Below are 26,335 nucleotides of genomic sequence, written 5' to 3'. Positions count from 1 at the left end.
CAGAACCTCAGTTAAGGTTAAGAAAACGCTGAAAACACTCGGCGGTGGGGTAAGCACGCTGGGTGCCACGCCCGGTAACGCTGCAGGCGGCATAAGCAGACGCCTGCGCCATAGCGGCGGCCACATCACCGGTTTCGGTCAGCAGATATGCAAAGCAGCCGATAAAGGCATCGCCTGCGCCGCTGGTGTCCACCGCCTGAACCGGCGTAGCGGCCACACGATGAACCCGATCGCCGCTCATCCAGATCGATCCCCGGCTGCCCAGAGTGATGATCAGATTTTTGAGGCCGCGCTTCAGCAGCGACTGCCCGGCAAGCATCACCTCTTCATCGCTGCTGACCGGCAGGCCGGTCAGGATCTCCAGCTCGGTTTCATTGGGCATAAAGAAATCACATTTGCAGGCATAGTCGATGTCCAGCGTGGCGACGGCCGGCGCCGGATTGAGGATCACCCGGATCTGATGCCGGCGGGCAAAATCAATGGCGTAGTAGACCGTTTCCAGTGGGATCTCCAGCTGCAGAATGATCAGCGCACAGGCTTTCAGAGCCTCTGCCGCGTCGTCGATATCCGCCGGTTTCAGCTGCTGGTTGGCGCCCTTGATAATCAGAATGCGGTTCTGCGACTGGTCATCGACAAAGATAGGGGCCACGCCGCTGGAGGTGCCTGTGGCGGTCGTCACATAGCGCGTGTTGACACCCTGCTGTTGCAGATTGGCCACGGTGTTGGGCGCGAAGAGATCGTCGCCGACCTTGCTGACCATCATCACGCGACCGCCCATTTTTGCCGCCGCGACCGCCTGGTTGGCACCTTTGCCGCCGCAGCCGATGGCAAAGTCGGGGGCTTCGAGGGTTTCGCCCGCTTTTGGCAGGCTGTTGGTATACGTAATCAGATCGACCATATTTGAGCCGATCACCGCGATTGTCATAACGGTTTCTCCCGGATGTGTTGCAAACCTGAATGTTAATAAATTCACAATAACCTTTCTTAAAGGTTAAATATGTGACAAAAACCACATCCTGAAGCGGCAGACGACCCGACCTCTCGGCGATAAAAGGGAGGGCAGATGTTACTATTATAACAAGACAACATCACCGGCTATGCGGGCGAGACTTATCTCCCCGCCTGTATGCGGTCGTGGTGTGACACAACGCTGACCGCGCAGCGCAGGTTTGCGGCCCTTACGGATTGCGGGTAAGATTGATTGCCAGCCTGGCGGATGAGACGCAACTCATTCAAATCTGTGAGGTTTGTCGCGATATAACGCCGGTTACGGCGTCCTTGTTCCGCACTGCAGGATAGGTAACAGAGAGATGACCATGGAAACCCGGCGCGACGAACGCATTCACAAGCTGACGCAGGCGCTGAAACGCACCGATAAACTGCATCTGAAAGATGCGGCTCAGCTGCTGGGCGTCTCAGAGATGACGGTGCGGCGCGACTTAACCGAACCCGCTTCCAGCATCGTTCTGCTGGGCGGCTATATCGTCAGCGATCCGAAAAGTCACGCCAGCCACTATTTTGTCAGCGATCAGCATGGGCAGAATGCCGCCCGAAAACAGCGGCTGGCTCAGGCCGCAGCCAGCCTGATCGCGGAGAACGATACGGTCTTTTTTGACTGCGGCACCACCCTCCCCTACATCGTGGATGCGATCCCCGATACCCTCGCGTTTACCGCCATCTGCTGCGCCATGAACACCTTTCTGACGCTGAAGGAGAAACCGGCCTGCAACGTGATCCTGAGCGGCGGTGAATTTCACGCTGACAATGCCCTGTTTACGCCGATTGGCGTGCACACCATCCTGGATGATCTCTGTCCAACGCTGGCCTTTATCTCTGCCGCTGGCATCGACAAAGATCAGGGCGCGACCTGCTACAACACTAATGAGCTGATGATGAAGCATCACGCCATGCTGCGCGCCCGCAAGTCGGTGCTGGTGGCTGACAGCAGCAAGTATGGCAAGGTGCTGCCCGCCCGTATCGCCGAACTGCAGCGCTTTGATCTGCTGGTCAGCGACAGCGCGCCCGATCAGGCGTTGCAACACTGGCTGGCCCAGCAGGCGCTACCGCTGCGCCTGCCCTGATCCCTGCCTGTCCGCCTGGCGGCACTGAAACCAGACGGTGGCGCTCTGCACCGTCCGCGATTCCCCGGCCTGGGTAATATTCGCCGCCCCCCGGCTGGGATTAGACGGTGAAAAAGGCTAAACTTCGACATCATTCCAACGACCAAGACCCAGAGGCTCAAACCAACGTGGCTCAATTCGTCTATAGCATGCATCGCGTCGGCAAAGTGGTTCCGCCGAAGCGACATATCCTGAAAAACATCTCGCTCAGCTTCTTCCCAGGCGCAAAAATCGGCGTCCTCGGTCTGAACGGTGCGGGTAAATCTACCCTGCTGCGCATCATGGCCGGCATCGATAAAGATATCGAAGGGGAAGCGCGTCCGCAGCCAGGCATCAAGATTGGCTACCTGCCGCAGGAGCCGCAGCTGAACCTTGAACACACCGTGCGTGAGTCGGTGGAAGAGGCGATGTCCGAAGTGGTTGGCGCGCTGAAGCGCCTCGACGAAGTCTATGCCCTGTACGCCGAAGAGGATGCAGACTTCGACAAGCTGGCCGCTGAACAGGGTCGTCTGGAAGAGATTATCCAGGCGCACGACGGTCACAACCTGAATACGCAGCTGGAACGTGCGGCCGATGCGCTGCGCCTGCCAGACTGGGATGCGAAAATCGCGAACCTCTCCGGTGGTGAACGTCGCCGCGTCGCCCTCTGCCGCCTGCTGCTGGAAAAACCAGACATGCTGCTGCTGGACGAACCGACCAACCACCTGGACGCCGAGTCTGTCGCCTGGCTGGAGCGCTTCCTGCATGACTTCGAAGGCACCGTCGTGGCGATTACGCACGACCGTTACTTCCTGGATAACGTGGCGGGCTGGATTCTGGAGCTGGACCGCGGCGAAGGCATTCCGTGGGAAGGCAACTACTCCTCCTGGCTGGAGCAGAAAGATGCACGTCTGGCACAGGAAGCCTCTACCGAAGCCGCTCGCCGCAAGTCGATCGAGAAAGAGCTGGAGTGGGTTCGTAAAGGACCAAAAGGCCAGCAGTCTAAAGGCAAAGCCCGTCTGGCACGCTTTGAAGAGCTGAATAACACCGACTACCAGAAGCGTAACGAAACCAACGAACTGTTCATTCCGCCAGGTGCCCGTCTGGGTGACAAAGTGCTGGAAGTCAGCAACCTGCGTAAATCATACGGCGATCGTGTGCTGATTGATGATCTCTCGTTCTCTGTGCCAAAAGGCGCGATTGTCGGGATAATCGGTCCGAACGGTGCGGGTAAATCGACGCTGTTCCGTATGATGTCCGGTCAGGAGCAGCCCGATTCCGGCAGCATCGTGCTGGGTGAAACCGTGAAGCTGGCCTCCGTCGATCAGTTCCGCGACAGCATGGACAATTCCAAAACCGTGTGGGAAGAGGTTTCCGGCGGTCAGGACATTATGCGTATCGGTAACACCGAGATGCCAAGCCGCGCCTATGTCGGCCGCTTTAACTTCAAAGGCGTCGATCAGGGTAAACGCGTCGGTGAACTGTCGGGCGGTGAACGCGGTCGTCTGCACCTGGCGAAACTGCTGCAGGTAGGCGGCAACATGCTGCTGCTCGATGAGCCAACCAACGACCTGGACATCGAAACCCTGCGCGCGCTGGAAAACGCCCTGCTGGAGTTCCCGGGCTGTGCCATGGTCATCTCGCATGACCGCTGGTTCCTGGACCGTATCGCGACTCACATTCTGGATTATCAGGATGAGGGTAAAATCGAATTCTTCGAAGGTAACTTTACCGAATATGAAGAGTACAAGAAGCGTACCCTCGGCGCAGACGCTCTGGAGCCGAAGCGCATCAAGTACAAGCGTATGACGAAGTAAGCGTCGGATGAATATTAAAAGGGAAGCGGATGCTTCCCTTTTTTATTTTGTTACAGCGGCGTCCACTGCTCAATATGTCCCTGATGCTCATCATCATGTGTTTTAAACAGAATGCAGGTTAAGGTCTTTTTTCTATCAAAACCAATAACGATATTATCACCGGGCTCTGCCAGTTCCATCACCGGATTGCCTTCATAATAAAGCCGGAATTCAGATCGGCTCTCGTGTGACTCTCTGGCATCATACCAGGTAACTGATGCACTACAGCTGACATCACTGCCTCTGAGTACAAAGTCTGCTTCAAACTCTTTATTTTCATGACCCAGAATAGTTTTAAGGGCTGTTACACCGTTAAACTCTTTTTGATCGTAAATTTCACTTTTTGATAAAGTTTTAATACATGCACTTTTTAAATTTTGAGCTTTCATAACATTTCTCATCCTTTGAGAAGAACAGGAAAGACCATCATAATTAATGCAATATCATTTTCTGCTGCCGGTATCAAAGTTAGAGGAAACGCCAGGAATCTTTATTTCATGCTCAGCGATAAAACGCCCTGAATACCGGTGACTGCAGCGCAAACTCAATAAAGCGTGCCAGCGCGGGTGACTGCAGTTTGCGGCCCGGATAGACCAGCCACAGCTCATTGCCTTCGACCTCCCATTCCGGCAACACCGGCACCAGCCGGGGATCGGCCATCGGCCCATCGGTCAGAAATTGCGGCAGCAGCGTGATGCCCGCATCGCCCAGCGCCGATTCGCGCGCGTAGAGCAGATTGTCCGTGAGGTGGCCTGGCGGCAGCAGCCAGCGGTAGAAGTCTTCGTCGCGCTGCAGCACCCATTCATTCCAGGCGCGGTGCGCAATGCAGCGATGGGCCGACAGCTGCTGGGGGTGGACCAGCGGCGGATGCTGGTCGAGATAGTGCTGAGAGGCGACCAGCCGTCGCGGGCAGTTGCCTATCCGGCGGCCAATCAGCGATGACTCCTGCGGCTGACCGGTGCGGAGCGCCACATCAAACCCCTCCTGCACCAGGTCGCGCATCTCATCCGATATCGACACATCCAGCGTCACATCAGGGTAAAGGCGTAAAAATGCCGCGTTGCAGCGCGCCAGCAGCGTAGCGCCGATCCCCGCCGGGCTGGTGATGCGCAGGCGTCCGCTGGGGTTATCACGCAGGCTGGCAATTGCCTGATCGGCGCGTTCACTGGCCTGCATCATCTCCTGGCAGTGCAGCAGATAGCGTTCACCGGCAAAGGTCAGATTGAGCTGGCGGGTGGTACGGTTCAGCAGCCGGATCCCCAGCCGCTGCTCCAGCTGGCTGATGCGCTGGCTGACGCTCGATTTCGGCAGACCGGCCCGTTCTGCCGCACCGGTAAAGCTGCCGCACTCCGCCACCAGCGCGAAAAGCGCCATATCCTGCCACTGCCGAAACGCCATTGTTCACCTCAGACGAACACTCTATGAAAGATTGTCCATCTTATCACCGCTAAATTCAGGTTCTACACTTAAAGCCGGTTCTGAATGATTCGCCATCCCGCTCCGTAAAGCGTGGCGCAGCCCACGCATCACGGCCGGAATGGCAGAGATACGCTCCAGGCTGAGAGCCTGATTAAACAGGAAAATGCTATGTCTATTCGCGCTATCGCAGTTAATCCGGAAAATCCTGCAACCTTCACTGAGATTTTCCCTGAATCCCTGACGCCCGGTGAGTATGACCTGCGTGTCGAAGTGAAAGCGGCGTCGGTCAACCCGGTCGACACCAAAGTCCACAAAGGGGCGATGAAGAATGGCCTTGAGCAGCCGCGCATTCTCGGCTGGGACGCCAGCGGCGTGGTGCTGGAAGTCGGCAGCAAAGTCAGCAACTTTAAACCCGGCGACGAAGTTTTTTACGCAGGCGATCTGACCCGGCCCGGCAGTAACAGCACCGAGCAGCTGGTGGATTCACGTATTACCGGCCACAAGCCGGAGAGCCTGGACTGGGCGCAGTCGGCGGCGATCCCGCTGACCGCCCTGACCGCCTGGGAAGGGCTGTTTGAGCGACTGAACCTGGAGAACGCTACGGCCGATCAGACGCTGCTGATCGTCGGCGGCGCGGGCGGGGTGGGATCGCTGGCGATCCCGCTGGCGAAGCTGCGCAGCAAGGTGCAGATCATCGCCACCGCCTCACGGGAAGATTCCGCGCAGTGGTGTCGCGATCGCGGTGCCGATCGGGTGATCAACTACAAAGATATGGTCGGCGAGCTGGAGAAACAGGGGATTAAGCAGGTTGATTACATCTTCTGCCTGAATGACACCGACGGTCACTGGGACACTATGGCCAGACTGATCGCCCCGCAGGGCCACATCTGCACCATTGTCGAAAACGAGCATCCGCTGTCGATGGATCAGCTGAAACTGAAGAGCGCCGCGCTGCACTTCGAGCTGATGTATACCCGCAGCATGTTCAATACGCCGGACATGGCGCGCCAGGGTGAGATTCTGGATGCGGTGTCGGCGCTGCTGGATGAGGGGAAACTGCAGACGACGCTGAGCGAGACGCTGCACGGCCTGAGCGTGGAGACGCTGAAAGCCGCCCATCAGCGGGTGCTGGAAGGCCACATGCGCGGTAAAGTGGTGATGGTCTACTGATGCGTCGATCCGGCTGCCGGACGGCAGACCGGATCGCCACAGGCGTTATGGCTGGGCGTTTTTCTCGCCCAGCATCGCCTTCACCAGCTCAATGCAGCGCAGGAAGCGGGTGTCATAATCATCTTCCTGAACGTGCAGAAAATCGATGTTATTTTCCCGCAGCATCGTCACCAGCATCGACTGAAACTCCCGACGATCCACCGAACTGCCCAGACTGCGCAATCCATCGGCCACCCAGGGCACGTTATTTTCCAGCAGGATCACCAGATCAAAGCGATATTCGTCGATCAGCGCCTGCACAAAGGGATGTTCACGCCCCTCATACTTCAGACAGAACGCCTGCGTGGTCACGAAATCGGTGTCGATGAATGCCACCTTGTTGGCATATTTAACGGCGAAATCGATGTACTGCGCCTGCCCCAGCGCGATTTTGTCGTAATCGGAATATTGCAGCGCCATCTCATCGCCGCCCAGATGGGAGAAGACGTAGTCCCGGCCATACTCCCAGGCGCTGGTGGTGTTGAAGATGTTGGCGAGTTTATTGACCAGCGTCGATTTGCCGCTGGATTCTCCGCCGAGGATCGCCACGGTGCGGACAAAGAACGGTTTCACTTCGGTGGGAATGTAGTCCCAGAAGCGGAACGGATCCTGACGGATCTGCGCACCGCTGATGCTCATAAAGGATCGGCTGGGATCGACCAGCACGGTCTGAATCCCCAGATGCTGCTGATACATCTCGGCATCGGGCGCTTCGCTGGTGTAGATACAGTCCGCCGTAATTCCCTGTTCGCTGAGGAAAGCACTAACGCCTCTGCTCCAGACATCCCAGCCGTGCGGATAAGGCTCGATCCCCTCTTCATTGAAGGCGTGGATGCGGATATTTTTCTGATACTTAAAGGTCTGCAGCAGCCAGCGCAGACGATCGCTGACCGTCGGCTGCTGAGACATCGCGCTGTTCTCAAACAGCTCCCGGTCGCGCGGCTCGTCGTAGCCCATGATGATATGCAGCTCATCCACCTGGCTGCAGGCGCGCTGGATCAAATAGATATGGCCGGTATGCAGGGGATAGAACTTACCGAATATCACCCCTATCCGTTTGTCCCGGCGCGGAAACTCCAGGCCCAGAAAGCGGTGCAGCGCCTCCAGCTTCTGCGCGCTGGGGCTTTTAATTTTGGCATTGAGCAACTGGCTCAGATAGCCTTTCGTCATGCCGCTGGCATCAGCGACCTGTTGCAGCGTGTGACCCTGCTGGCGGATGGCCGTTTTCAGATATTCAAACGACGACATGTCGTGCCTCCTGCATCAATGCGGTTAAGGTGCGTCCGGCCTGCCCTGCACTCCGGCTGACAGGCCGCAGGCGCGTTACAGTTCGTCCAGAATGGCCAGCGCATCGGCCAGCTTCTTCACGCTGAACACCTGCATCCCGGCAATCGGTTTTTTCGGTGCATTGCCGGCGGGCACAATCGCGCGTCTGAAGCCGTGCTTCGCCGCTTCGGAGATGCGTTCCTGGCCGCTGGGCACCGGACGGATTTCACCGGCCAGGCCGACTTCGCCGAAGATCACCAGATCCTGCGGCAGCGGACGGTCACGCAGACTCGACACCATCGACAGCATCAGCGCCAGGTCCGCACCGGTTTCGGTGACTTTGACGCCGCCGACGACGTTGACGAACACATCCTGGTCCGCCATCTGCAGTCCACCGTGACGATGCAGCACCGCCAGCAGAATCGCCAGACGGTTCTGCTCCAGCCCCACCGCCACACGGCGCGGATTGCCCATCATTGAGTGATCGACCAGCGCCTGAATCTCCACCAGCAGCGGCCGCGTTCCCTCCCACAGCACCATCACGGAGCTGCCGGACGTCACCTCTTCGCCGCGCGACAGAAAGATCGCTGACGGGTTACTGACTTCACGCATGCCCTGTTCGGTCATGGCAAACACGCCCAGTTCGTTGACCGCGCCGAAGCGGTTTTTATGGCTGCGCAGCGTGCGGAAGCGGGAGTCAGCATCGCCATCCAGCAGCACCGAACAGTCGATGCAGTGCTCCAGCACTTTCGGTCCCGCCAGCGAGCCATCTTTGGTGACGTGACCGACCATGATGATCGCCACGCCGCGCGTTTTGGCAAAGCGCGTCAGATAGGCGGCGGTTTCACGCACCTGGGCAACGCTGCCGGGTGACGACTGGATCTCCGCCATGTGCATCACCTGGATCGAGTCGATCACCATCAGTTGCGGCTGCTCCTGCTCGGCGATCAGGCAGATCTGCTCAATGCTGGTTTCCGACAGCATATTCACATTTTCGGTGGGCAATCCCAGACGATGGGCGCGCATCGCGACCTGTTGCAGCGACTCTTCACCGGTCACGTAGAGGGTTTTCATCCCCTCTGACAGCCGGCACATCACCTGCAGCAGCAGCGTCGATTTCCCGGCGCCGGGGTTGCCGCCGATCAGGATGGCGCTGCCGGGTACCACGCCGCCGCCCAGCACCCGGTCAAACTCTTTGAAGGTGGAGGAGAAACGCGGCAGCGCCTCCAGACTGATTTCAGAGAGTTTCTGCACCCGGCTGGTGCCGGCACTGCCGGCGTAACCGCTCAGGCGCTCGTTACGCGCAGCCGCAGGCGAGGCGGCGATGCGCACCTCGGTGATGGTGTTCCAGGCGTGACAGGCGCTGCATTGCCCCTGCCAGCGTGGGTAATCTGCGCCACATTCGTTACAGACAAATGCGCGTTTTGCCGCTTTGGCCAAATCAATACCTCAGTTAACGCTCTTCGTGGATCAGGCTGCCGGTCAGGATGCAGAACACCCCCATAAGATCGGCATGGCGAATGGTGACTGCAGTCTGCTCATTCACCTTAGGTTTAGCATGGAACGCAATGCCCAGTGCTGCGGCTTTGATCATCAGCAGGTCATTGGCACCATCGCCGATCGCCACCGTCTGCTCCGGCGCGATGTTAAAACGCTGCGCCAGCTTTTTCAGGGTATCGGCTTTGTATTGTGCGTCGACAATCGGGCCCAGCACCTTGCCGGTCAGCTTGCCGTCGCGAATTTCAAGCTCATTGGCCGCCACCGCTGACAGGTGCAGCCTGTCGCGCAGGTATTCGGCATAGTAGGTAAAGCCGCCGGACGCGATAGCGACCTGCCAGCCCAGCGCCTGCAGTTTCTGCGTCAGCGTCGTCAGGCCTGGCATCAGCGGCAGGGCATCACGCACCTGCTTCAGGATATTGGCGTCTGCACCCTGCAGGGCCGCCACGCGCTCGCGCAGGCTGGCGGCGAAGTCGAGTTCACCACGCATCGCGCGCTCCGTCACGTCCGCCACCTGCTCGCCGCAGCCCGCCAGTTTTGCGATCTCGTCGATGCATTCGATCTGAATCGCGGTAGAGTCCATATCCATTACCAGCAGCCCTGGCGCTTTCAGCCACGGAATTTTACCCAGCGGCGCCACGTCCAGCCCGGCGTCGTGCGCCAGCTTGCTGGCAAAGGGCGTCAGCGATCCCGCCAGGCGAATCACCTGATACTCATCGACGTTCCAGGCGCTGACGATCACCATCGCGGCACCCAGCTGATGCTGATAATCGGTCAGGCGCTGTTTATCCAGCCCGCGGCCATACAGCAGCCAGCCGGTGCGGCCAGCGCGATAATCCAGCGGCATCACTTCATCACCGCTAAGAGAAAGGGGCAAACCCGGCCAGAGAGAGACATCGGCGGGAAGATCGCACCAGGTTAAACGATTTGGCATCACAGCTCCTGTAGGGACAACAAAACCACGCAAGAGGCTACCTTGTCTGCGCCGCTTCTGGCAACATAATCTCCAGGCTTTCTGTTGTGATATGACCCGGATGATTAATGGCTAAAACCGCACTGAAATTTCGCTTGCATCGAACCGTGATCGTGCTCATCTCGATGGCGCTGCTGGTCGTCCTGATGCAGGGCGCATCCTGGTTCAGTCTGGGTCATCAGATGGCGCGGTCTGAACAGGTTGAGGAGCTGGCGCATACGCTCACCAGTCAGGTGGCGTTCAGCCTTAAGCCATTGATGGACAACAGCGAAAATAACCGTAATCAGATCGAAGCGATCCTGAACCAGATGACGGCGAACAGCCGTATTCTGGATGCGTCGGTCTACGACGGCGACGGCAGCCTGGTGGCCCACAGCGGTGAGAATATCAATGTCCGCGACCGGCTGGCGCTCGACGGGCAGCGTGCGGGCAGCTATTTCAACCATCAAATTGTGCAGCCGCTGGCCGGGAACGATGGTCCGCTGGGCTTTCTGCGCGTAACGCTCGACACCCATGTGCTGGTCACCGACTCACATCAGGTCGATAACACCACAAATATTCTGCGCCTGATGATGCTGCTGGCACTGGCCATCGGCATTATCCTCTCCCGCACCCTGCTGCGTCATCGCCGCACCCGCTGGCAGCAGTCGCCGTTTCTGCTGACCGCCAGTACGCCGGTGAAAGAGGATCGCGATGATGACGAAGAGAAGAAAGCGTAGCGCGCTGGCGCCGCGAATGCGTTAAACAAAAAGGCCCGCGCTGCGGGCCTTTTTTGATCGGCAGGCGATCGCGGTGTGCGGCGTCAGTCAGCCGACCAGCAGCGCTTCCAGTTCGGCCAGCGATTTGACCTGCCAGGTCGGTTTGATATGGTCCGGCAGCGGTCGGGTGCCATGATCGAGCCAGCAGGTTTTCAGGCCCGCGTTCATGCCGCCCAGAATGTCCGATTCCGGGGTATCGCCCACCATCAGCACCCGCTGACGATCCGGATTGCCCAGCTGTTCCAGCGCATAATCAAAAATTGCTGCCGCCGGTTTGGGCACCCCGACCTGCTCAGAGATCACCAGCGCCGAGAAGTAGTCGCGGAAGCCGGTGCGCTCCAGGCGGATCTGCTGCAGCGCGGTAAAGCCATTGGTGATGATGCCCATTTTCACCCGCCCGTGCAGCCGATTCATCAGGCTGACCGCGCCCGGCAGCGGCGTGCAGATCTCGCCCATGGCGCTGAGAAAACCGCTGTTGAGGATCTCGGGGGCAACGCTGAGCTTTTCGCTCCAGTGGTTAAACCGCTGCGTCTGCAGCTGTAGCGCCGAAATCGTGCCGTTCTGGTAATCGACCCAGAGCGGTTTGTTTATCGCCTGATAATCGCTGTAATCCTGGTCGGTAAACTGCACATCGTAACCCGCGAACAGGCGCTGCAGCCCGGCGAAGGCGTCGAAATGAAAAAGGGTATCGTCTGCATCAAACAGGATGCAATCCCAGTGTTCTGACATGAAAACTCCTCTATGCGGCTACAGCGTCAGCGCCATAAGAATGGCATCTTCACGGCCGCTGGCAGTGGGATAGTAGTCAGGGCGACGACTGACCTGATTGAAGCCAAGCTGCTCATAGAGCGCGATAGCGGGCAGGTTTGAGGCCCGCACTTCCAGCCACAGCGTCAGCACATCGCGTTTGATCAACGCCTCGATCAGATGCTGCAACAGCTGACGGCCTAATCCCCGACGCTGAAAAGCGGGATCGACCGCAATATTGAACAGGGAGGCTTCGTCGAGGACGACCTGGGTAATGGCAAAGGCGGCCATTTTGTCCCCGACGTCGAGTCGCAGATTGAGGAAGCGATCACCCTGATTGCTGGCAAAAGTCTGCTCACGCCAGGGAAACGCGTGGCTGCGGCACTCAATCGCAAAGGCTTCCGCCAGATCGTCAGGGGTGAGGAAAGAGATGGCTGTCATGGTTACACATCTGTTGCCAGAGCGCGCGTCTGGCGACGCCGCTGCTGATCAGTTCATTAAAAGAGGCGCTGCTTAGTGCCACGCCATTGAAGGTCTGTTCGCTTTCAACACCCAGCAGCCAGCCTGCGCAGTTCAGCGTTTCCGGCAGCATCTGCAGCTGATCCGGCGTAACGGTCATGACCTGTGCAGGTTGCAGATGGAGGGCATGCAGCACGTCGCGCATCAGCGGCTCATCCAGACCGGGGGGCACTTCAGCGACAATGATTAACTGCGTGTCCGGGGCCAGCGTGACGGCAATTTCGCCCTGAAGCACGCGCGGGCGGCGCAGTTGATACTGCGTAATTCCCATTTGCTGTAAAAGCCAGTCGCGCCTGGACGTCATGGTGTTACCTGTTCTGCTGCCTGATTGCGACGCTATGCTAGCAAACCCATCGAACATGCGCCAACAAAGCACTATAATCCCCGCTCAGATCTTACAGGAGCCCTACATGTCTGCTTTTTCCCCGGCCAGTGAAGTTATTCTGCGCCACAGTGATGAATTTACCGCCCGCCATGTCTTATTTGCTGGCGATCTGCAGGATGACCTGCCCGCTCAGCTGGAAACCGCCTCGTCGCGCGTTCACACCCAGCAATATCATCACTGGCAAAACCTGAGCCGCCGCATGGGCGAGCAGGCCCGTTACGGCATGGTGGCGCAGGCGGAAGATGTGCAGGGCTGCGATACGCTGATCTACTTCTGGACGAAAAATAAGCCGGAAGTGCAGTTCCAGCTGCAGAACCTGCTGTCCCTGCTGCCGGTGGGCTGCGACGTGTTCGTGGTCGGTGAAAACCGCAGCGGTGTGCGCAGCGCAGAAGGTATGCTGGCGTCGTGGGTGCAGCTGGAGAAGATCGACAGCGCCCGCCGCTGTGGGCTCTATCATGGCCGCCTCGATACCCAGCCTGCGTTTGATGTCAGCGCCTTTGGCGATCACTATCAGCTGGATAATCTGACCATCCACACCCTGCCGGGCGTCTTCAGCCGTGATGGCCTGGACAGCGGCAGCGCCCTGCTGCTTTCAACGTTTGCTCCGCACACCAAAGGTAAGGTGCTGGATATGGGCTGTGGCGCGGGCGTGATGGCCGCTTCGCTCTCTGCCGTTTCGCCTAAGGTCCGTCTGTGGCTGTGCGATGTGCACGCAGCGGCGATCGAAGCGAGTAAAGCGACGCTGGCCGCCAACGGCATTGAGGGCGAGGTCTTCGCCAGCAACGTCTTCTCTGACGTCACGGGCCGTTTCGATATGATTATCTCCAACCCGCCTTTCCATGAAGGGACACAGACCAGCCTCGATGCGGCTCAGGCGCTGATCCGGGGCGCGGTGAAGCATCTGAACACCGGCGGTGAGCTGCGTATCGTGGCAAATAGCTTCCTGCCCTATCCGCAGGTGCTGGATGAAACCTTCGGCAGCCACGAAGTGCTTGCACAGACCGGTCGCTTTAAAGTCTATCGTGCTGTTTATGGTCGTGGTGCGAAGGCACGCTAAGTGCTTTTTATCGCCACTCACCGTGCTGGCGGGCTGAAAACGTTGCTTTTTGCAGCGATCGTTTCAGCCCGACGAAATAGTTGTTGACGCAAAGAGTAAAATCTCTAGAATGCGCCTCCGTGGTTGTAACATTCTCAGGGTGTTACGGGTATGCGAAGGTGGCGGAATTGGTAGACGCGCTAGCTTCAGGTGTTAGTGTCTTAACGGACGTGAGGGTTCAAGTCCCTCTCTTCGCACCAAAATCACATGTTTCATATCGCGAGCACTGCGCGAAGGTGGCGGAATTGGTAGACGCGCTAGCTTCAGGTGTTAGTGTCTTAACGGACGTGAGGGTTCAAGTCCCTCTCTTCGCACCAATGCGGTGATATGAAAAGACAACTCGATGCGAAGGTGGCGGAATTGGTAGACGCGCTAGCTTCAGGTGTTAGTGTCTTAACGGACGTGAGGGTTCAAGTCCCTCTCTTCGCACCAACGTTGTCTAATCTTCAGGTCGTTTCCCGGCCACTCCTCTGCTCCCCTGTATTTCTGTTTCACTCTCTCCGCTTAGTTCGTTATTCATCGCCCTGTTACGGTTTTCAATCGCGCCACAGCATTAATGCAGCTGGAAATTTGCAGAGACGGCCGCGAGTCCCCCTGCTAACACCAGACACGACGGCAGCAGCAGGTAATGACGCAGACGCTGATTAAACAGCATCACGACGGTCAGCAGCAGCGCCACGGTCATCACCATCCGCCACTGACTGAAGCCGGGTTCCCATAATGCAAACAGCGGCAGCGCGATGCAGGGCAGCAACACGCCCCATGCACTATCCAGTTTCTTTCCCAGCGCCAGGCTGATGCCCCACAGACTGCAGGCCGCAACAATCGCTACTCCCATGACATAAACCTCAAATGATAAGCATTCCCATTATCATAGAGCAGTTTTCGCCACTGTGCAGCCTGTTTTTGTTGGCGCCGCACCGAAGATGACAGACCAGTTGGAAAATGCTAGATTGCGGCCGATAACATTTTTAATAACAGCAATAATTATCTGACTGGCAGAAGCTATTCTGCCGGCTTGCGCTTTGATATTTCAGGGTCGCCGCGAGTATTTATAATGAAATTACAATCATATGAAGAGCTTAAACAGAGCAAATACCGGCTGTCGGTTATGCTTTTTCTGTTTCTTAATATCGCCATTTCACTCTTTTTTCTTCTGCCCGTAATTAACGTCGAAAAGAGTGATACGACGCTGCCGCTCATTTGTATCATGGCATTCAGCGGCATCATGCTAATAACCTATTTAATCTGGCCAAAAGCAAAACTTCCCCTGTTAAATCCCGCCGCGTTACTGCTCGGCGTGCTCTGGGCCTGGTACATTAATTATCGCTTTCATCAGATATTCTATTTTGATGGGGGCTTTCTTATTATCAGCTTAATCAGTCTGTTATTTATCAGTGCCATCGCCCTGAGTGATTATCTGGCGGCATTCTGGCTGCACGTTACCCCGCCGGTGCTGACTGTGGTGCTGCTCGACAATGCGCAACATCTGCCGCTGATTCTGCTGACCATTGCCCTGCCGTTAATCGGTTTTTCGCTTCAGCATCTGATGCGCCGACGCGCCGACAATTTTACCCTGCGCCTGATGCATCAGCTCTATGAAGAGAAAGAGACCTTCAGCGATCTCAGTATGCTCGACCCGCTGACCGGGCTCTATAATCGTCGTGGCCTGAAGAACCGGCTCGATAATATTCTGAAGAATCACGCGGGCAGCCACTATGTGCTGCTGCTGGATATCGATCACTTCAAAGCCTACAACGATAACTATGGGCATGCGATGGGTGACCAGGCGCTGGCGCGCGTCTCTGTCGCGATTCGTGATGCGGTGCGCTCACGCGATGTCGTCACCCGCTATGGCGGCGAAGAGTTTCTGGTGCTGATGACCAACGTCAACAGCTCGATTGCCCTGAAACTGGCTGAGCGCATCCGCCAGTATGTGGTGGATTTAGAAATTCCCCATCTTTTCAACGAAACCGTTTCGACCCACGTCACCATCAGCGCCGGCATCGCGCCCGTTTATGATGATGAATTTGATCAGGCCGTTGCCAATGCTGACAGCGCGCTCTACCTGGCTAAAAATCAGGGGCGGAATACTATCCTCGCCTGGGAAGATCTCCCACGGCAACCGCAACAGACCGCCAGCGAACCGACCTGATTACGCTGATTATAAAGAGGTGACGCCGCGACAGGCCCTGCCCTGTCCGTGCTGATCCCCCCGACTTCGCCTGCGCCTCTCTCCGCCAGCAGAAGATTTTTTGCGCGACTTGTAGAGTTAATCAATAACGATTATCATTTGCTTTCTTATCTACACGTTTCGCGAGTCGTCATGGCAACCGCTTCAGTTCAGGAACCGCGTTTTCGCGCTCAGTCGATGATCTTCCGGCAGAACGACCGTCCACTGGCGGAAAGTCTGCATGAGCAACTGCAACAGCAGCGTAGCTATCTGCTTGAATCAACAAAGTTCAGTCAGCCTGCGCCGCATGACACGCTGACCCTCGCCGCGTGGTCCCAGGCCGCCCGCTTTACCCCGCTTATCCAGCGCTACAGCGATTATCTTTATCGCGATCATCCCGATGCGGTACGGGAAGCGAAGCCGGTGCTGTCACTCTGGGCGCAATGGTATTTTGGTCTGCTGCTGCCGCCGCTGATGATGGCGCTGCTGCAGGAGTCGCGCGCACTGGACTGCTCGCCAGAGCATATCCGCGTCGGCTTCCATCAGCATGGCCATCCGGCGACGTTCTGGATCGATGTGCAGGAGGATGAGGAAGCGCGCTATCTGAACCCTCATCAGCGCATTGACCGGCTGATTCAGCAGCATCTTATTCCGGCGGTGAACGGGATCACGCAGCATGGCGACATCAACGCCCGTCTGATCTGGAATAACATGGGCTACTCATTCCAGTGGTTCCTGGGCGAGCTGAAAAGCCAGATCGATGAGGCGCAGGTACTGCAGCTGGAGCAGGCGCTGTTCTTCAGTCAGCGGCTGCTGGATGGCAGCGAGAACCCGCTCTACCGCACCATGATCCCGCGCAACGGTGAACTGGTTCGTCGCAGCTGCTGCCAGCGTTATCGTATCCCTGATGTCGAACAATGCGGCAACTGCACGCTGAGCGGTAACTAAACAGGGTTAATTCCCGCGAATTCTCCGTTTATCTCGTTTACAGGCACTGAGGCTTGTGGCAATTTTTACGCCTTCGATCAGCCTGGAGAAAAAGATGAGTCTGGAGTCCGTGCGCCAGTTCTTCGCCGAACACGCCCCTGAAATTGAAATTATTGAACTGGCCGGGAGCACCGCAACGGTCAGCATGGCTGCCCGCGCCCACGGCGTGACACCGGGAGAGATTGCCAAAACGCTGTCGCTGAAAGTGAAAAACGATGTGGTACTGATTGTGACGCGAGGCGATGCCCGACTGGATAATCGCAAGCTGAAAGCAGCACTCGGGGCGAAGGCACGAATGCTGAGCGTCGATGAGGTGATTAACTGGACCGGCCATCCGGTGGGCGGCGTCTGTCCATTTGGTCTGGAGAATCCGCTGACCGTCTACTGTGATGTTTCACTGCGCAGTTTCGACGAAGTTCTGCCCGCTGCGGGTGCAATCCACAGCGCCGTGCGCATCTCGCCCCAGCAGATGGCTGAACTGACAAACGCCCGCTGGATCGACGTCTGCGAAGTGATCTGACCCCGGATCTCGCCTGCCCTTTCTGCCTGCGAAATCATGCCGCTGACCGCCAGTTAACCTGAACGGACCAGCGGAACCGCGCCGTGGGCCGAAGCCCAATCCGGCGCAGCCCGCTGTCGGGTAAGCGCGCCCTGGCGGATCAGGCTTTCAGGCGTCTGAATGCCTCTTCGATGATCGACAGCAGCAGCGCGTTATCAACCCGATGCAGCACATGCACCGATGCGCCACACTGTTCAGGCACGCCCACCTTCAGCCTGAGCGGCTGCCGGTAACGCCAGCTTTTACCGCGCGTTGCACCCGGCCGCAGTTCGATATCGACCTGGTAATCAATGCCTGACGCGACGCGCTGATTCAGCAGCCAGGCGATCACCAGCGCATCGTGGATCCAGCATCCCGCAAGCTGCCGGGTCGCTATCGAATAGTCGATCCAGGGCCGCAACGTATCGCGCACAAAAGCGGTCAGCGGATGGTCCACTGCGGTCAGACGAGTCAGATCCTGCTGAGTGAGCAGCGTCTGTGTTGTGGCGTCCATCGGCACCAGCGTGACGGCCGCCCCGCTGTGCAGTACCTGATGCGCCGCCTCCGGGTCCAGACCAAAGTTGGTGTCTTTGATGTAATCATCCAGCGCAAATACGCCGCCCATAATCACAATCTCGGCGACCAATTCGGCCATCGCAGGATAACGCTGCATCGCCAGCGCCACGTTCGTCAGCGGGCCAATCGCGACCAGGGTAATCTCACCCGGATTATCACAAATCAGTCTGCCGATCGCGTCGGCGGCATCGAAGGCATCGGCCGTGAGCGCCGCTGGTTGCGGCACATCCTGCCAGAGTGAATTGAGCGCAAGCTGATTCACCCGGTTATCCAGCGTTTCCCGCCACGGCGCAGGATCTTCCTGCAGGGCTCGGGGCGCTCCCTGAACGACCGGAATGGTTAATCCCAGCCGGACAATCAGATCTTTGGCAACGCGCGCACCCACGTCACAGGGCGTATTACCGGCCACGGTGGTGATCAATTCCAGCGATAGTCCGGGTGAAGCTAAGGCCAGCGCAATCGCCAGCCCATCGTCGGTGTTGGCACCTGCAATCCCATTACCGGGATCGCAGTCAATAATGATTCTTTTCATGTTTTTATAATTTAACTCTGACTTTGCGGCTGACAGCCGCAGGATTCACCGATTTCAAGATAGTGTGGAAACTCCTTTAGCTGGGCTTCACTCTGCCCCTCTTTCAGCATATGAATAGCGGAGCGGGCCATCTCACGCAGAGGCTGGCGTACAGTGGTTAATGTCGGAACGTGAAATGATGAGTGATTAGTGCCGTTGAAGCAGACCAGCGCCACATCCTGCGGCACCCGGATCTGATGTTCGGAAAAGGCGCGCAGCGCGCCAATCGCCTGCCCCTCATTGCTGGCAAACAGCGCCCGGGGCACGCAGCGTCGGGCGATCATGGTCTGAGCCGCGCCATATCCGCCCTGTGGGGTATAGCTGGCCGGAAACATCAGCGACTCATCGACGGGCAGACCGCGATCCGCCATGGCATCGCGCCAGCCCTGAATACGATCCTGCGCGTTAAGCATCTCTACCGGAACACTGATGATGCCGACCTGCTGATAACCGTGGCTCAGCAGATGTGCCGTTACCTGCCAGGCAGCCTGACGCTCATTAACCCGCAGCATATTGACGCCGGGCTGAGGCTCAACCCGCTCCAGCATGACCAGTGGCGTTCCGCTGGCTTTAATCAGATCAATATAAGGGTGGCGATCCACGCTGTTGTAAAACAGTCCATCGACCTGCCGATTCAGCAGCCCCTGAATTAATTCCAGTTCGCGCTTGCGATCGTCCCCGGCATCACCCAGTAGCATGACGTGACCGTGATTCATCGACTCCTGCAGCAGCATGTGCGCCATGGAAGCCACAAAAGGATTACCGATGTTAGGCACCACCAGACCAAAGGTTTTGGTGTTGCCGGAGGCCAGTGCGCGGGCAGCCGCATTGGGCCGGTAACCGGTCGCTTTTATCGCGTCCAGCACGCGCTGACGGGTCGCTTCGGCCACCGGGCGGGGTCCGTTATTAATGACATAACTGACGACTGCCACTGACGTGCCTGCCGCTTTCGCCACTTCACTGCGGGTCACTTTTCCCGTTAACGACTTAGGCACATCATATTCCTCCATAAAAAAAACAGGCCGCATTACACGGCCTGCTGCTTTTCACCCGATCCTGACAGATAGCCTGCACAGACGAATCTAGATGGCATCTTCAGGCAAATTGAGATTTCGCCCTCGGGTCTCAGGCGCCACAAAGGTGGTGAAGAATCCTATGGCGGCCATTCCCGAGAAATAGACCGCGACAGGCCACCAGTGGCCGGTATAAGAGAGCATAGCAGCGGCAATCAGCGGTGCTGTGCCACCCGATAAAATTGAGCCCAGCTCTTTTGCCACCGCCATTTTGGTATAGCGATGGTGCACGCCGAACATCTCAACACCCCAGGCCGCCTGTACACCAAAAATGCCCAGCGACGCCAGCGCCATGCCGACCACAATCACCGGGATCACCAGCATCGGCTCACGCGTGTCCAGCAACGTAAAGGCGGGCCAGGCGTAGGCCATCAGTAACAGACAGAACACCCGATAGACGATCCGGCGACCAAAGCGATCCGAGAGCCAGCCCGCAAAAGGAATGATCAGGAAGCCCAGCAGGGACGCCAGAAACACAGCGGTAGTGGGCACAGACTTATCGACCAGCAGCACCTTCGCGACGTAGCCCACAATAAAGCCCTGCGCCAGATAAGAGGGGCCGTTTTCTCCGATGCGCAGTCCAACCATGGTCCAGAACGCACGGGTGCGCTGAAAGAAGGGCCGCTCATCGATCAGCGGCGCGGCCAGTACGCCCGCACGTTCCGCTTCCATCTCCGCTTTTCTGCGCTCAAACACGGGCGTTTCGCGCAGATGACGCCGGATCCACAACGCAACCAGCGCAATCAGGGCGCTGCTGAGGAAAGGAATACGCCAGCCCCACTCCAGCAGGCTCTGCTGATCCATCTGTACCACCAGCAGCCAGACCAGAGAAGCCAGCAGCGTGCCGCTGTTGGAACCCAGCGCAATCACGGATGAGACCAGCCCGCGGCGCGCGGTCGGCGCATATTCGCCCAGCATCACCGTTCCGCCGGAGAGCTCTGCGCCCGCGCCGAACCCCTGTGTAAAGCGCAGCAGCACCAGACAGGCGGGCGCCCAGACGCCGATGGTGGCATAACCCGGGATTAAGCCGATAAAGGTGGTGGAAGCGCCCATCAGAATGATGGTCGTGATCATCACCACCTTGCGTCCCATGCGGTCACCGAGCCAGCCGAAAAAGAGGGCGCCGATGGGCCGGGCCACAAATCCCACTGACCAGGTGGCAAAGCTCGAGAGCAGCGCCATCGCGGGTGTCGATTCCGGAAAGAAAACATCGCCAAAGATAATACCGGCAGCCAGCCCATAGAGCGCAAAATCTGCGTACTCCATCGCCGTGCCCAGCCAGCATGAGAATGTGGCACGCCAGAAATCTTTGCGGCCAGAAGAGGTATTAAACCGCTCATCGGCGGCTGAAGGTGATGACAGTGATGTCTGCTGCTTAACGGAGTCGTGTGCCGTCATAATCCTATCCCTGAATGCGTATGCAGATCGATAAACGCCCCTCCCTGGGTCGATTCCCTTATCAAAGCGGAATTCCCCCGGCAGTGACGTTCAGTTGACTAACCATGATGAAAGGTTAAAGGATCCCCTGGTGTTGGAATCGTATTCATCGTTCTGCCCCGCCGATCTATTTTTGACCGGTCGCTTAAACTGAACGAATGTAACTTAACAATCAATGGCGCCGACTGTGCATCATGCACCGTGAGCAATCACTGGGGAGCCAGTGTATCTACGCGCGTAGATAAATCAAGAGATTTGGTCGAAAATTGTTAGTAAAATTTCACTATCACTTTCCGTCACCACATATTTTTATCGCAAATTCAGCCAGTTAACTACGCCGAATCGCATAAAAAAAGATCACTCCCGGCAGCAAGTTACCATTTTCGCTAATCATTAAGCGGCAGAAGGCAGGCGAGGCGCCTTTCATCGCGTTCTGTTGTCGCACAGGTTTGTGACCCTGAGATGACACATCACGTTTATTCTGAAAAGTCGGTGTAAGGAGGGACAATGCGTTACCCTGAGCAAAAAGCCGGACAGAGATGCGATGACAATTATTCTGATGCGACACGGTAAACCCGATCACCAGGCAACGGGCCGCCAGAGTGTACAGGCGCTGGCAGACTGGTGCGAAGCCTATGATCAGTCACAGGTTACGGATGGCCCGCCACCGCGTAGCCTGGCCATTGCACGTCAGGCTACGGTAGTGGTCTGTAGTCCCCTGCCCCGCGCGCAGTCTTCCCTGAGACAGCTCGGGCTGCAGCCGCATGAGATTGATGCGCTGTTCAGCGAAGTCGCTGTCCCTCTGCTGCGAAGCGGCGCGCTGGAACTGCCCACGGTATGCTGGCTGGCCCTGCTGCGCCTGTTATGGCTCTGCGGCTATGCGGGTGAAGCGGAGTCACTGCAACATGCCCGCAGCCGGGCCTCGGCAGCGGCCGAGAAGCTGATTGCGCACTCGCAGCGGGGCACGGTATTGCTGCTGGGCCACGGCATCATGAACAAGATGATCGCGCGTGAATTACGCAAGCGCGGCTGGCAGGCAGAGAAGCATGCCAGCAGTCGTCACTGGAGCTCCGCCATCTATCATCGGCCGTTTATCTGACCGCGCGGAAAATAGCCCAGTACCTCACAGCCGGTGCCGACACGCGGCGTGGCAATCACTTTACGCTGCGCCAGATCGATCACGCTCAGCGTGCCATCGCCCTGATTGGCAATCAGCAGCTGCTGCCTGTCGGGAGTGAAGCATCCATCCATTGGCATGCGGCCCGTGCTGATATCACCGAGTGGATTCAGCAGATCGTCAAACAGCGTCACCAGCGGCTCCTGGTCGCCTATCGCCACCAGCTGCTCCCCGTCTGCACTGAAGCGCACCACCTGGCAGGGCTGCTGATGGCCCGGCAGCGTCAGGCGCTGGCGGATACGGTGGCTTTGCCGGTCAATCACGTAGAGCAGTGGCGCATCGGCCGCGCTGGCGACCAGATAGGGATGTTTTGGCGAGGCGGCGATGCCCGCGATCGGGCCGGGCAGCAGGATGGTATCGATGACCCGCCCCTCTGCTTCACAGAGATCCACCACGGTGATGGTCGCATCCTCTTCGTTATCGGTGAACAGTTTGCGCCCGCTGGGTGACAGCGTCAGACGATGGGCGTTGTGCGAAGGGATGGGAATCACTTTTTCCACGCTGTCGGTCAGCGGATCGATCACCGCGACGGCGGCGCTCTGCTCACAGCAGAGATAGACTTTGCCATCCCGTCCCAGCTGTCCGCTGTGCGGGGCCCGCAGCGGCGACAGATCGATAAAGCCACTGATCGCCCGATGCTGTAAATCGATAATCGCGATCTTATGCCCCGGATGCGGATTATTGCCGTGAACGCCGTCACCATAGATCGGCACATAGGCTTTTCCCCACGGCGCCAGCATCAGCAGTTCATGGGGGCGTGGCGGAAACGCGTTCAGTTCCCGCTCGACAGCGAACGTCTCCGGATTCAGGAACAGGACGCGATTGCCCTGCTTATCAACCGCCAGTAAACCATAGGATTCACTCTGCATGCGTGCTCCTTTCTCAGTAAGTTCTTCTTAAGCGTAGACAATCCTCTCCGGTGCTGTCCGGTTCTGCCTACTGATGAGCCAGGCTTACGCCCCGTTTTAAGGCCAATAGTGACCTGAGTCGCACGCCTGCCCGCTATTTATCCCGCACGCATCGCATAATCTTCAGATATTCCTTAAACCCGATGCCCGCGCCATTTTAATAAACGATTAATTCTGTCGATATTATTATTCGCAAAAGGTGACCGGATTAATTCCGTATTATCCTAAAGTCAAAAAAAGAGATAGCTAATGCGTAATTAATGTTTTATTAAAAAGATGCAGTGCAATTAATCCGCCGTGAGGAAACTATCGCGCGCTTCCGCACTGCGTCGCCACCAGGGAAAACTCTTCAACACTTCCCGTACTCAACGGGCTTGCAGCCGGTCTGCAACCCCGCACGTCTGCGCCTCTGGCGGAACAGACAGAGCCTGCACGATAACGGGAAAATAAAAATAACAGGTGTACCATGACTTCACATCGTCAGCGTCCGGCACATAAAATCTGGCGCAACTGGAAAAGAATATCGTTCAGTAGCCAGATGCTATGGAATAAAAAACAGCAGAGCCGCCTTCAGGCTCCGGAATATGATCCGGGGCAGGAAAATAATGTGATACTAGTCACTCAGCAGAAAGCATTGCCGGCAATCTCCAGAATTGTCTGGATGGTATGGCATCACGATCGCCTGCCTGCCTCAATGGCACTGAACATCCGTAATATCCGGCGGGACAACCCGGACCACCAGGTCTATCTGGTGACTCCGCGTACCCTGTCGCAATGGTTGCCCGACTTTAACCTGATCTCTTCCGATCTGACGCTGGCCCATAAAAGTGACATCATCCGGCTGGAGCTGATCCATCGCTACGGTGGCATCGGCATTGATTGCAGCACCCTGCTGTTTGAGGATCTCGCCTGGGTACATCGCGCGCACGAAGCGCGTCCGATGGATCTGATCGGCTACTACCGCGAGCAATCCACGATGAACCTGCTGGCACCCGTTATCGAGAGCTGGTTTATTGCCGCACCCGCGCAGAATCCTTTTATTCGTGAATGGCTGAAGCAGCTGGCACCGGTCAAAAACATCGGTATCCGTAACTATCTTCATGAGCTGAAGAAGCGCGACGACTTTCCACTGATTGTGCAGAATATGGATAACCCATCCCGCCAGCTGCTGGCACTGGCGCAGCAGGTCGCGATGCGGGAAGAGCGGCGGGCCAACCTCTATCTGCGGAAAGGAGAAGCCAGCGCCTGGTATTATCAGCGTCTGCATGGCGACAACAGCAGCGCCTTTGCCCGGTCGGTGATGTTTCACCAGCGGCCGCAGACGCCCCCCCCGATTATCAAATTAACCGGCAACGAGCGGCTGCATCTCGACTTCAATCTGCGCCTCGGCCTGTATAACCGCAGCAGCCTGATTGGGGAGATGATGCAGACCACCCCCTCTGCGCTGGCATTGCCGTCAATGACCAAAGCGCGCGCGTAGCCAGTGCGTCAGGGTGGTGACTGCACGCGGCACCTGCGCCGCCCAGGGCCGCACAATCCACAGACGGGTCGCAAAGGCCTCCACTGGCTGCCATTCGGGCAGCACCCGTCGCAGGCTTCCCGCCGCCAGCGCCTCACGGGCGCTGAAATCGGGCAGCATGGCGATCCCCAGCCCTTGTAGTGCGGCATCGCGGATCGACTCACTATTGTTGGTGGCGAAGCTGCCCTCGATCTGCACCTGCATCGGCTCGCTCTCCGCAGGCGTGATAAACCGCCAGCGCGGTGACTCCACGCCTCGCGGATAGTAAAGGCAGTTATGCTGTACCAGATCCTGTGGGCGCTGCGGTTCGCCCTGTGCCCTGAGATAGGCGGGAGACGCCACCAGCAGCGTCTGCGTATCACACAGCGGCAGCGCCACATGGGTTTCCGGCAGCGTGTCGCTGTGCCGGATCGCCAGGTCAAATCCCTCATGACTCAGCGACACAAGACGGTCTGTCACATCCAGCTGCAGACGGACCTGCGGATAGTCCCGCAGAAACTCACCGATAAGCGGCACCAGCTGCTGACGGGCAAAGGCCACCGGCGCGGTCATACGCACCAGGCCACGCACCGGCCCCGCCTCGTCACGCACGCTGAAAAAGCTCTGTTCGATGCGGGTAAAGGGATCGCGTAACTCCTCCACCAGCTTCTCGCCCGCCGACGTCAGCCGTACGCTGCGCGTGGTGCGTTGCACCAGCAGCACACCGGCCTGCGCCTCCAGCTCTTTGATTTTCTGACTCATCGCCGCTTTACTGACGCCAAGCCGCTCAGCTGCCCGGGTAAAACTGCCCTGGTCCGCCAGCACGGTCAGCCAGTGCAGGTGCTCCCACAGCGTATCGGTTTTCATCTCTTTCATCATTGTTCACTATAATGAATAATCAATTCAGGCTACGCGCTTTTTCCCGCCGCATAAAGTGTTCACCATAGGGTGCTTAACCCCTATGAGGAATCTGCCATGCCACTGCTGCAATTTGATGTGATTGAAGGTCGTTCGGAATCAGAACTGCGAACGCTGCTGGATGCGGCACACCGCGCCGTCCTCACCGCCTTTAACGTGCCGGCACGCGATCGCTACCAGATTGTTCAGGAAAACAAGCGGTATCAGATGGTTTTTCAGGATACCGGTCTGGGATTCAGCCGCAGCGACAATCTGGTCATGGTCCGGGTCTACACCAGCCCGCGCAGCACCGAACAGAAACAGCACTTTATGGCCGAACTGGCGCGGGAGCTGCGTGAGCATTGTGGTGTTCAGGGCAATGACCTGATGATCAGCTTTATTACCAATGACAAAGGTGACTGGAGTTTTGCCGATGGCGAAGCGCAGTATCTCACCGGTAAACTCTGAAAAGCATCCCGGTCGCGGCGAGTCTGACGGTGCGCGCCAGCCACCGTCACGCCTGATAACCTCTCTTCTGATATGACCCTCAGTTAATCTGTTCATCACCGCACAAATCGGACCGGATATGTTGCAGCCCGATGACAGCCAATATAGATTGTCGAAAAACCATCCCACGAAGATGGTCGGTTGCGCGACGCCTCGCGTGCCCTTGTAG

At 57.6% G+C, this 26,335-nt stretch carries 26 protein-coding genes and 3 tRNA genes; 14 read left to right on the top strand and 15 right to left on the bottom strand.

The annotated features are described in order from the left end of the window. Window positions 1–7: 7 nt before the first annotated feature. Window positions 8–925, bottom strand: coding sequence for a ribokinase (gene rbsK, locus ACNY69_RS16100; RefSeq protein ID WP_418799172.1), 918 nt, complete (start codon window positions 923–925; stop codon window positions 8–10). A 391-nt stretch (window positions 926–1,316) separates the two neighbouring features. Here rbsK and deoR point away from each other — a divergent pair, with 391 nt between their 5' ends. Together deoR and ettA are read left to right on the top strand one after the other, a co-directional pair. After that, window positions 1,317–2,081: a DNA-binding transcriptional repressor DeoR gene (gene deoR / locus ACNY69_RS16095; RefSeq protein WP_418799276.1), complete on the top strand. Its 765-nt coding sequence runs from the start codon at window positions 1,317–1,319 to the stop codon at window positions 2,079–2,081. A 167-nt stretch (window positions 2,082–2,248) separates the two neighbouring features. Further along, the gene (gene ettA, locus ACNY69_RS16090; protein WP_111141504.1) at window positions 2,249–3,916 is read left to right on the top strand and encodes an energy-dependent translational throttle protein EttA; all 1,668 of its coding nucleotides are present in this window, start codon (window positions 2,249–2,251) and stop codon (window positions 3,914–3,916) included. Window positions 3,917–3,966: 50 nt separating this feature from the next. Here ettA and ACNY69_RS16085 read toward each other — a convergent pair whose 3' ends face one another. Both ACNY69_RS16085 and ACNY69_RS16080 read right to left on the bottom strand, forming a co-directional pair. Then, window positions 3,967–4,344, bottom strand: coding sequence for a type II restriction endonuclease (locus ACNY69_RS16085; protein ID WP_111138471.1), 378 nt, complete (start codon window positions 4,342–4,344; stop codon window positions 3,967–3,969). Window positions 4,345–4,456: 112 nt separating this feature from the next. Then, window positions 4,457–5,353: a LysR family transcriptional regulator gene (locus ACNY69_RS16080; RefSeq protein WP_111138472.1), complete on the bottom strand. Its 897-nt coding sequence runs from the start codon at window positions 5,351–5,353 to the stop codon at window positions 4,457–4,459. 189 nt (window positions 5,354–5,542) lie between these two features. On the opposite strand from ACNY69_RS16080, the gene ACNY69_RS16075 reads away from it, so the two are divergent. After that, a complete protein-coding gene (locus tag ACNY69_RS16075) occupies window positions 5,543–6,544 on the top strand; it encodes a zinc-binding alcohol dehydrogenase family protein (protein ID WP_367396058.1) in 1,002 nt (333 codons plus the stop codon). A 45-nt stretch (window positions 6,545–6,589) separates the two neighbouring features. Here ACNY69_RS16075 and nadR read toward each other — a convergent pair whose 3' ends face one another. From nadR to serB, 3 genes are all read right to left on the bottom strand, one after another. Beyond that, window positions 6,590–7,831, bottom strand: coding sequence for a multifunctional transcriptional regulator/nicotinamide-nucleotide adenylyltransferase/ribosylnicotinamide kinase NadR (gene nadR, locus ACNY69_RS16070; RefSeq protein WP_293774668.1), 1,242 nt, complete (start codon window positions 7,829–7,831; stop codon window positions 6,590–6,592). A gap of 75 nt (window positions 7,832–7,906) precedes the next feature. Then, on the bottom strand, window positions 7,907–9,289 hold the full coding sequence (radA, locus tag ACNY69_RS16065; RefSeq protein WP_128085969.1) for a DNA repair protein RadA: 1,383 nt from the start codon (window positions 9,287–9,289) through the stop codon (window positions 7,907–7,909). Window positions 9,290–9,302: 13 nt separating this feature from the next. Further along, window positions 9,303–10,280, bottom strand: a complete 978-nt coding sequence (gene serB, locus ACNY69_RS16060) for a phosphoserine phosphatase (RefSeq protein ID WP_367396057.1) — start codon at window positions 10,278–10,280, stop codon at window positions 9,303–9,305. 107 nt (window positions 10,281–10,387) lie between these two features. Here serB and ACNY69_RS16055 point away from each other — a divergent pair, with 107 nt between their 5' ends. Then, window positions 10,388–11,038: a YtjB family periplasmic protein gene (locus ACNY69_RS16055; protein ID WP_418799168.1), complete on the top strand. Its 651-nt coding sequence runs from the start codon at window positions 10,388–10,390 to the stop codon at window positions 11,036–11,038. Between the two features lie 87 nt (window positions 11,039–11,125). Here the strand turns inward: ACNY69_RS16055 and yjjG are convergent, their stop codons facing one another. Genes yjjG through ACNY69_RS16040 form a run of 3 tightly spaced genes read right to left on the bottom strand, consistent with a single transcriptional unit; the run spans window position 11,126 to window position 12,647 of the window. Then, window positions 11,126–11,806 (bottom strand): pyrimidine 5'-nucleotidase, encoded by a 681-nt coding sequence (gene yjjG, locus ACNY69_RS16050; RefSeq protein WP_293774664.1) that lies wholly within the window; start codon window positions 11,804–11,806, stop codon window positions 11,126–11,128. A gap of 18 nt (window positions 11,807–11,824) precedes the next feature. After that, on the bottom strand, window positions 11,825–12,265 hold the full coding sequence (rimI, locus tag ACNY69_RS16045; protein ID WP_111138479.1) for a ribosomal protein S18-alanine N-acetyltransferase: 441 nt from the start codon (window positions 12,263–12,265) through the stop codon (window positions 11,825–11,827). Next, the gene (locus ACNY69_RS16040) at window positions 12,237–12,647 is read right to left on the bottom strand and encodes a DNA polymerase III subunit psi (protein WP_111138480.1); all 411 of its coding nucleotides are present in this window, start codon (window positions 12,645–12,647) and stop codon (window positions 12,237–12,239) included. The genes rimI and ACNY69_RS16040 overlap by 29 nt, the downstream gene beginning before the upstream one ends. A gap of 106 nt (window positions 12,648–12,753) precedes the next feature. On the opposite strand from ACNY69_RS16040, the gene rsmC reads away from it, so the two are divergent. The 4 genes from rsmC (at window position 12,754) to ACNY69_RS16020 (ending at window position 14,256) form a co-directional block, all read left to right on the top strand. Then, a complete protein-coding gene (gene rsmC / locus ACNY69_RS16035; RefSeq protein ID WP_111138481.1) occupies window positions 12,754–13,785 on the top strand; it encodes a 16S rRNA (guanine(1207)-N(2))-methyltransferase RsmC in 1,032 nt (343 codons plus the stop codon). A 152-nt stretch (window positions 13,786–13,937) separates the two neighbouring features. Continuing rightward, window positions 13,938–14,024: transfer RNA gene (locus ACNY69_RS16030), tRNA-Leu, on the top strand. Window positions 14,025–14,054: 30 nt separating this feature from the next. Next, window positions 14,055–14,141, top strand: a tRNA-Leu gene (locus tag ACNY69_RS16025). A gap of 28 nt (window positions 14,142–14,169) precedes the next feature. Further along, window positions 14,170–14,256, top strand: a tRNA-Leu gene (locus ACNY69_RS16020). A gap of 121 nt (window positions 14,257–14,377) precedes the next feature. On the opposite strand, the gene ACNY69_RS16015 is transcribed toward ACNY69_RS16020, so the two are convergent. Beyond that, window positions 14,378–14,662, bottom strand: a complete 285-nt coding sequence (locus ACNY69_RS16015) for a DUF1435 domain-containing protein (protein ID WP_111138482.1) — start codon at window positions 14,660–14,662, stop codon at window positions 14,378–14,380. Window positions 14,663–14,881: 219 nt separating this feature from the next. Here ACNY69_RS16015 and ACNY69_RS16010 point away from each other — a divergent pair, with 219 nt between their 5' ends. The 3 genes from ACNY69_RS16010 (at window position 14,882) to ACNY69_RS16000 (ending at window position 17,504) form a co-directional block, all read left to right on the top strand. Then, a complete protein-coding gene (locus ACNY69_RS16010; protein WP_418799165.1) occupies window positions 14,882–15,979 on the top strand; it encodes a GGDEF domain-containing protein in 1,098 nt (365 codons plus the stop codon). Window positions 15,980–16,150: 171 nt separating this feature from the next. Continuing rightward, window positions 16,151–16,945: a siderophore-iron reductase FhuF gene (fhuF, locus tag ACNY69_RS16005; RefSeq protein ID WP_111138484.1), complete on the top strand. Its 795-nt coding sequence runs from the start codon at window positions 16,151–16,153 to the stop codon at window positions 16,943–16,945. Window positions 16,946–17,039: 94 nt separating this feature from the next. After that, entirely contained in the window at window positions 17,040–17,504 is a 465-nt protein-coding gene (locus ACNY69_RS16000) for a YbaK/EbsC family protein (RefSeq protein WP_111138554.1), read from the top strand. Window positions 17,505–17,643: 139 nt separating this feature from the next. Here the strand turns inward: ACNY69_RS16000 and ACNY69_RS15995 are convergent, their stop codons facing one another. The 3 genes from ACNY69_RS15995 to ACNY69_RS15985 form a co-directional block, all read right to left on the bottom strand. Further along, entirely contained in the window at window positions 17,644–18,630 is a 987-nt protein-coding gene (locus ACNY69_RS15995; RefSeq protein WP_418799162.1) for a nucleoside hydrolase, read from the bottom strand. Between the two features lie 11 nt (window positions 18,631–18,641). Continuing rightward, window positions 18,642–19,664 carry a LacI family DNA-binding transcriptional regulator gene (locus ACNY69_RS15990; protein ID WP_418799161.1) on the bottom strand — a complete coding sequence of 341 codons (1,023 nt, stop codon included), beginning with the start codon at window positions 19,662–19,664 and terminating at the stop codon, window positions 18,642–18,644. A gap of 87 nt (window positions 19,665–19,751) precedes the next feature. Next, on the bottom strand, window positions 19,752–21,140 hold the full coding sequence (locus tag ACNY69_RS15985) for an MFS transporter (RefSeq protein ID WP_418799159.1): 1,389 nt from the start codon (window positions 21,138–21,140) through the stop codon (window positions 19,752–19,754). A gap of 583 nt (window positions 21,141–21,723) precedes the next feature. On the opposite strand from ACNY69_RS15985, the gene ACNY69_RS15980 reads away from it, so the two are divergent. Continuing rightward, window positions 21,724–22,278 (top strand): histidine phosphatase family protein, encoded by a 555-nt coding sequence (locus ACNY69_RS15980; RefSeq protein ID WP_111138487.1) that lies wholly within the window; start codon window positions 21,724–21,726, stop codon window positions 22,276–22,278. On the opposite strand, the gene ACNY69_RS15975 is transcribed toward ACNY69_RS15980, so the two are convergent. Beyond that, window positions 22,260–23,225, bottom strand: coding sequence for a beta-propeller fold lactonase family protein (locus ACNY69_RS15975; RefSeq protein WP_111138488.1), 966 nt, complete (start codon window positions 23,223–23,225; stop codon window positions 22,260–22,262). The genes ACNY69_RS15980 and ACNY69_RS15975 overlap by 19 nt on opposite strands. A gap of 505 nt (window positions 23,226–23,730) precedes the next feature. Between ACNY69_RS15975 and ACNY69_RS15970 the strand changes: the two genes are divergently transcribed. Beyond that, window positions 23,731–24,744 (top strand): glycosyltransferase family 32 protein, encoded by a 1,014-nt coding sequence (locus ACNY69_RS15970; protein ID WP_111138489.1) that lies wholly within the window; start codon window positions 23,731–23,733, stop codon window positions 24,742–24,744. Here ACNY69_RS15970 and ACNY69_RS15965 read toward each other — a convergent pair. Continuing rightward, window positions 24,721–25,638 (bottom strand): LysR family transcriptional regulator, encoded by a 918-nt coding sequence (locus tag ACNY69_RS15965; RefSeq protein ID WP_111138556.1) that lies wholly within the window; start codon window positions 25,636–25,638, stop codon window positions 24,721–24,723. The two genes, ACNY69_RS15970 and ACNY69_RS15965, sit on opposite strands and share 24 nt — an antisense overlap. 99 nt (window positions 25,639–25,737) lie before the next feature. On the opposite strand from ACNY69_RS15965, the gene ACNY69_RS15960 reads away from it, so the two are divergent. Continuing rightward, on the top strand, window positions 25,738–26,127 hold the full coding sequence (locus ACNY69_RS15960) for a tautomerase family protein (protein ID WP_111138490.1): 390 nt from the start codon (window positions 25,738–25,740) through the stop codon (window positions 26,125–26,127). Window positions 26,128–26,335 lie beyond the last annotated feature (208 nt).

Origin of the sequence: Pantoea graminicola (assembly GCF_048452665.1) — a bacterium.
In the GTDB taxonomy this organism is placed as follows: Bacteria; Pseudomonadota; Gammaproteobacteria; order Enterobacterales; family Enterobacteriaceae; genus Pantoea.
The sequence above is the reverse complement of the archived record's forward strand: the minus strand, read 5'-3'. Positions and strand labels throughout refer to the sequence as shown.

Coding starts and splice junctions, on each gene's coding strand:
- serB (WP_367396057.1), bottom strand. CDS start 10,280: ATGCCAAATCGTTTAACCTGGTGCGATCTTCCCGCCGATGTCTCTCTC.
- yjjG (WP_293774664.1), bottom strand. CDS start 11,806: ATGTCAGAACACTGGGATTGCATCCTGTTTGATGCAGACGATACCCTT.
- ACNY69_RS16000 (WP_111138554.1), top strand. CDS start 17,040: ATGAGTCTGGAGTCCGTGCGCCAGTTCTTCGCCGAACACGCCCCTGAA.
- nadR (WP_293774668.1), bottom strand. CDS start 7,831: ATGTCGTCGTTTGAATATCTGAAAACGGCCATCCGCCAGCAGGGTCAC.
- rbsK (WP_418799172.1), bottom strand. CDS start 925: ATGACAATCGCGGTGATCGGCTCAAATATGGTCGATCTGATTACGTAT.
- ACNY69_RS15960 (WP_111138490.1), top strand. CDS start 25,738: ATGCCACTGCTGCAATTTGATGTGATTGAAGGTCGTTCGGAATCAGAA.
- ACNY69_RS16075 (WP_367396058.1), top strand. CDS start 5,543: ATGTCTATTCGCGCTATCGCAGTTAATCCGGAAAATCCTGCAACCTTC.
- deoR (WP_418799276.1), top strand. CDS start 1,317: ATGGAAACCCGGCGCGACGAACGCATTCACAAGCTGACGCAGGCGCTG.
- ACNY69_RS15975 (WP_111138488.1), bottom strand. CDS start 23,225: ATGCAGAGTGAATCCTATGGTTTACTGGCGGTTGATAAGCAGGGCAAT.
- ACNY69_RS15985 (WP_418799159.1), bottom strand. CDS start 21,140: ATGACGGCACACGACTCCGTTAAGCAGCAGACATCACTGTCATCACCT.
- ACNY69_RS16040 (WP_111138480.1), bottom strand. CDS start 12,647: ATGACGTCCAGGCGCGACTGGCTTTTACAGCAAATGGGAATTACGCAG.
- ACNY69_RS15965 (WP_111138556.1), bottom strand. CDS start 25,638: ATGAAAGAGATGAAAACCGATACGCTGTGGGAGCACCTGCACTGGCTG.
- fhuF (WP_111138484.1), top strand. CDS start 16,151: ATGGCAACCGCTTCAGTTCAGGAACCGCGTTTTCGCGCTCAGTCGATG.
- ACNY69_RS16055 (WP_418799168.1), top strand. CDS start 10,388: ATGGCTAAAACCGCACTGAAATTTCGCTTGCATCGAACCGTGATCGTG.
- ACNY69_RS16080 (WP_111138472.1), bottom strand. CDS start 5,353: ATGGCGTTTCGGCAGTGGCAGGATATGGCGCTTTTCGCGCTGGTGGCG.
- ACNY69_RS16010 (WP_418799165.1), top strand. CDS start 14,882: ATGAAATTACAATCATATGAAGAGCTTAAACAGAGCAAATACCGGCTG.
- ACNY69_RS15980 (WP_111138487.1), top strand. CDS start 21,724: ATGACAATTATTCTGATGCGACACGGTAAACCCGATCACCAGGCAACG.
- ACNY69_RS16085 (WP_111138471.1), bottom strand. CDS start 4,344: ATGAAAGCTCAAAATTTAAAAAGTGCATGTATTAAAACTTTATCAAAA.
- rimI (WP_111138479.1), bottom strand. CDS start 12,265: ATGACAGCCATCTCTTTCCTCACCCCTGACGATCTGGCGGAAGCCTTT.
- ACNY69_RS16015 (WP_111138482.1), bottom strand. CDS start 14,662: ATGGGAGTAGCGATTGTTGCGGCCTGCAGTCTGTGGGGCATCAGCCTG.
- ACNY69_RS15995 (WP_418799162.1), bottom strand. CDS start 18,630: ATGAAAAGAATCATTATTGACTGCGATCCCGGTAATGGGATTGCAGGT.
- rsmC (WP_111138481.1), top strand. CDS start 12,754: ATGTCTGCTTTTTCCCCGGCCAGTGAAGTTATTCTGCGCCACAGTGAT.
- ACNY69_RS15970 (WP_111138489.1), top strand. CDS start 23,731: ATGACTTCACATCGTCAGCGTCCGGCACATAAAATCTGGCGCAACTGG.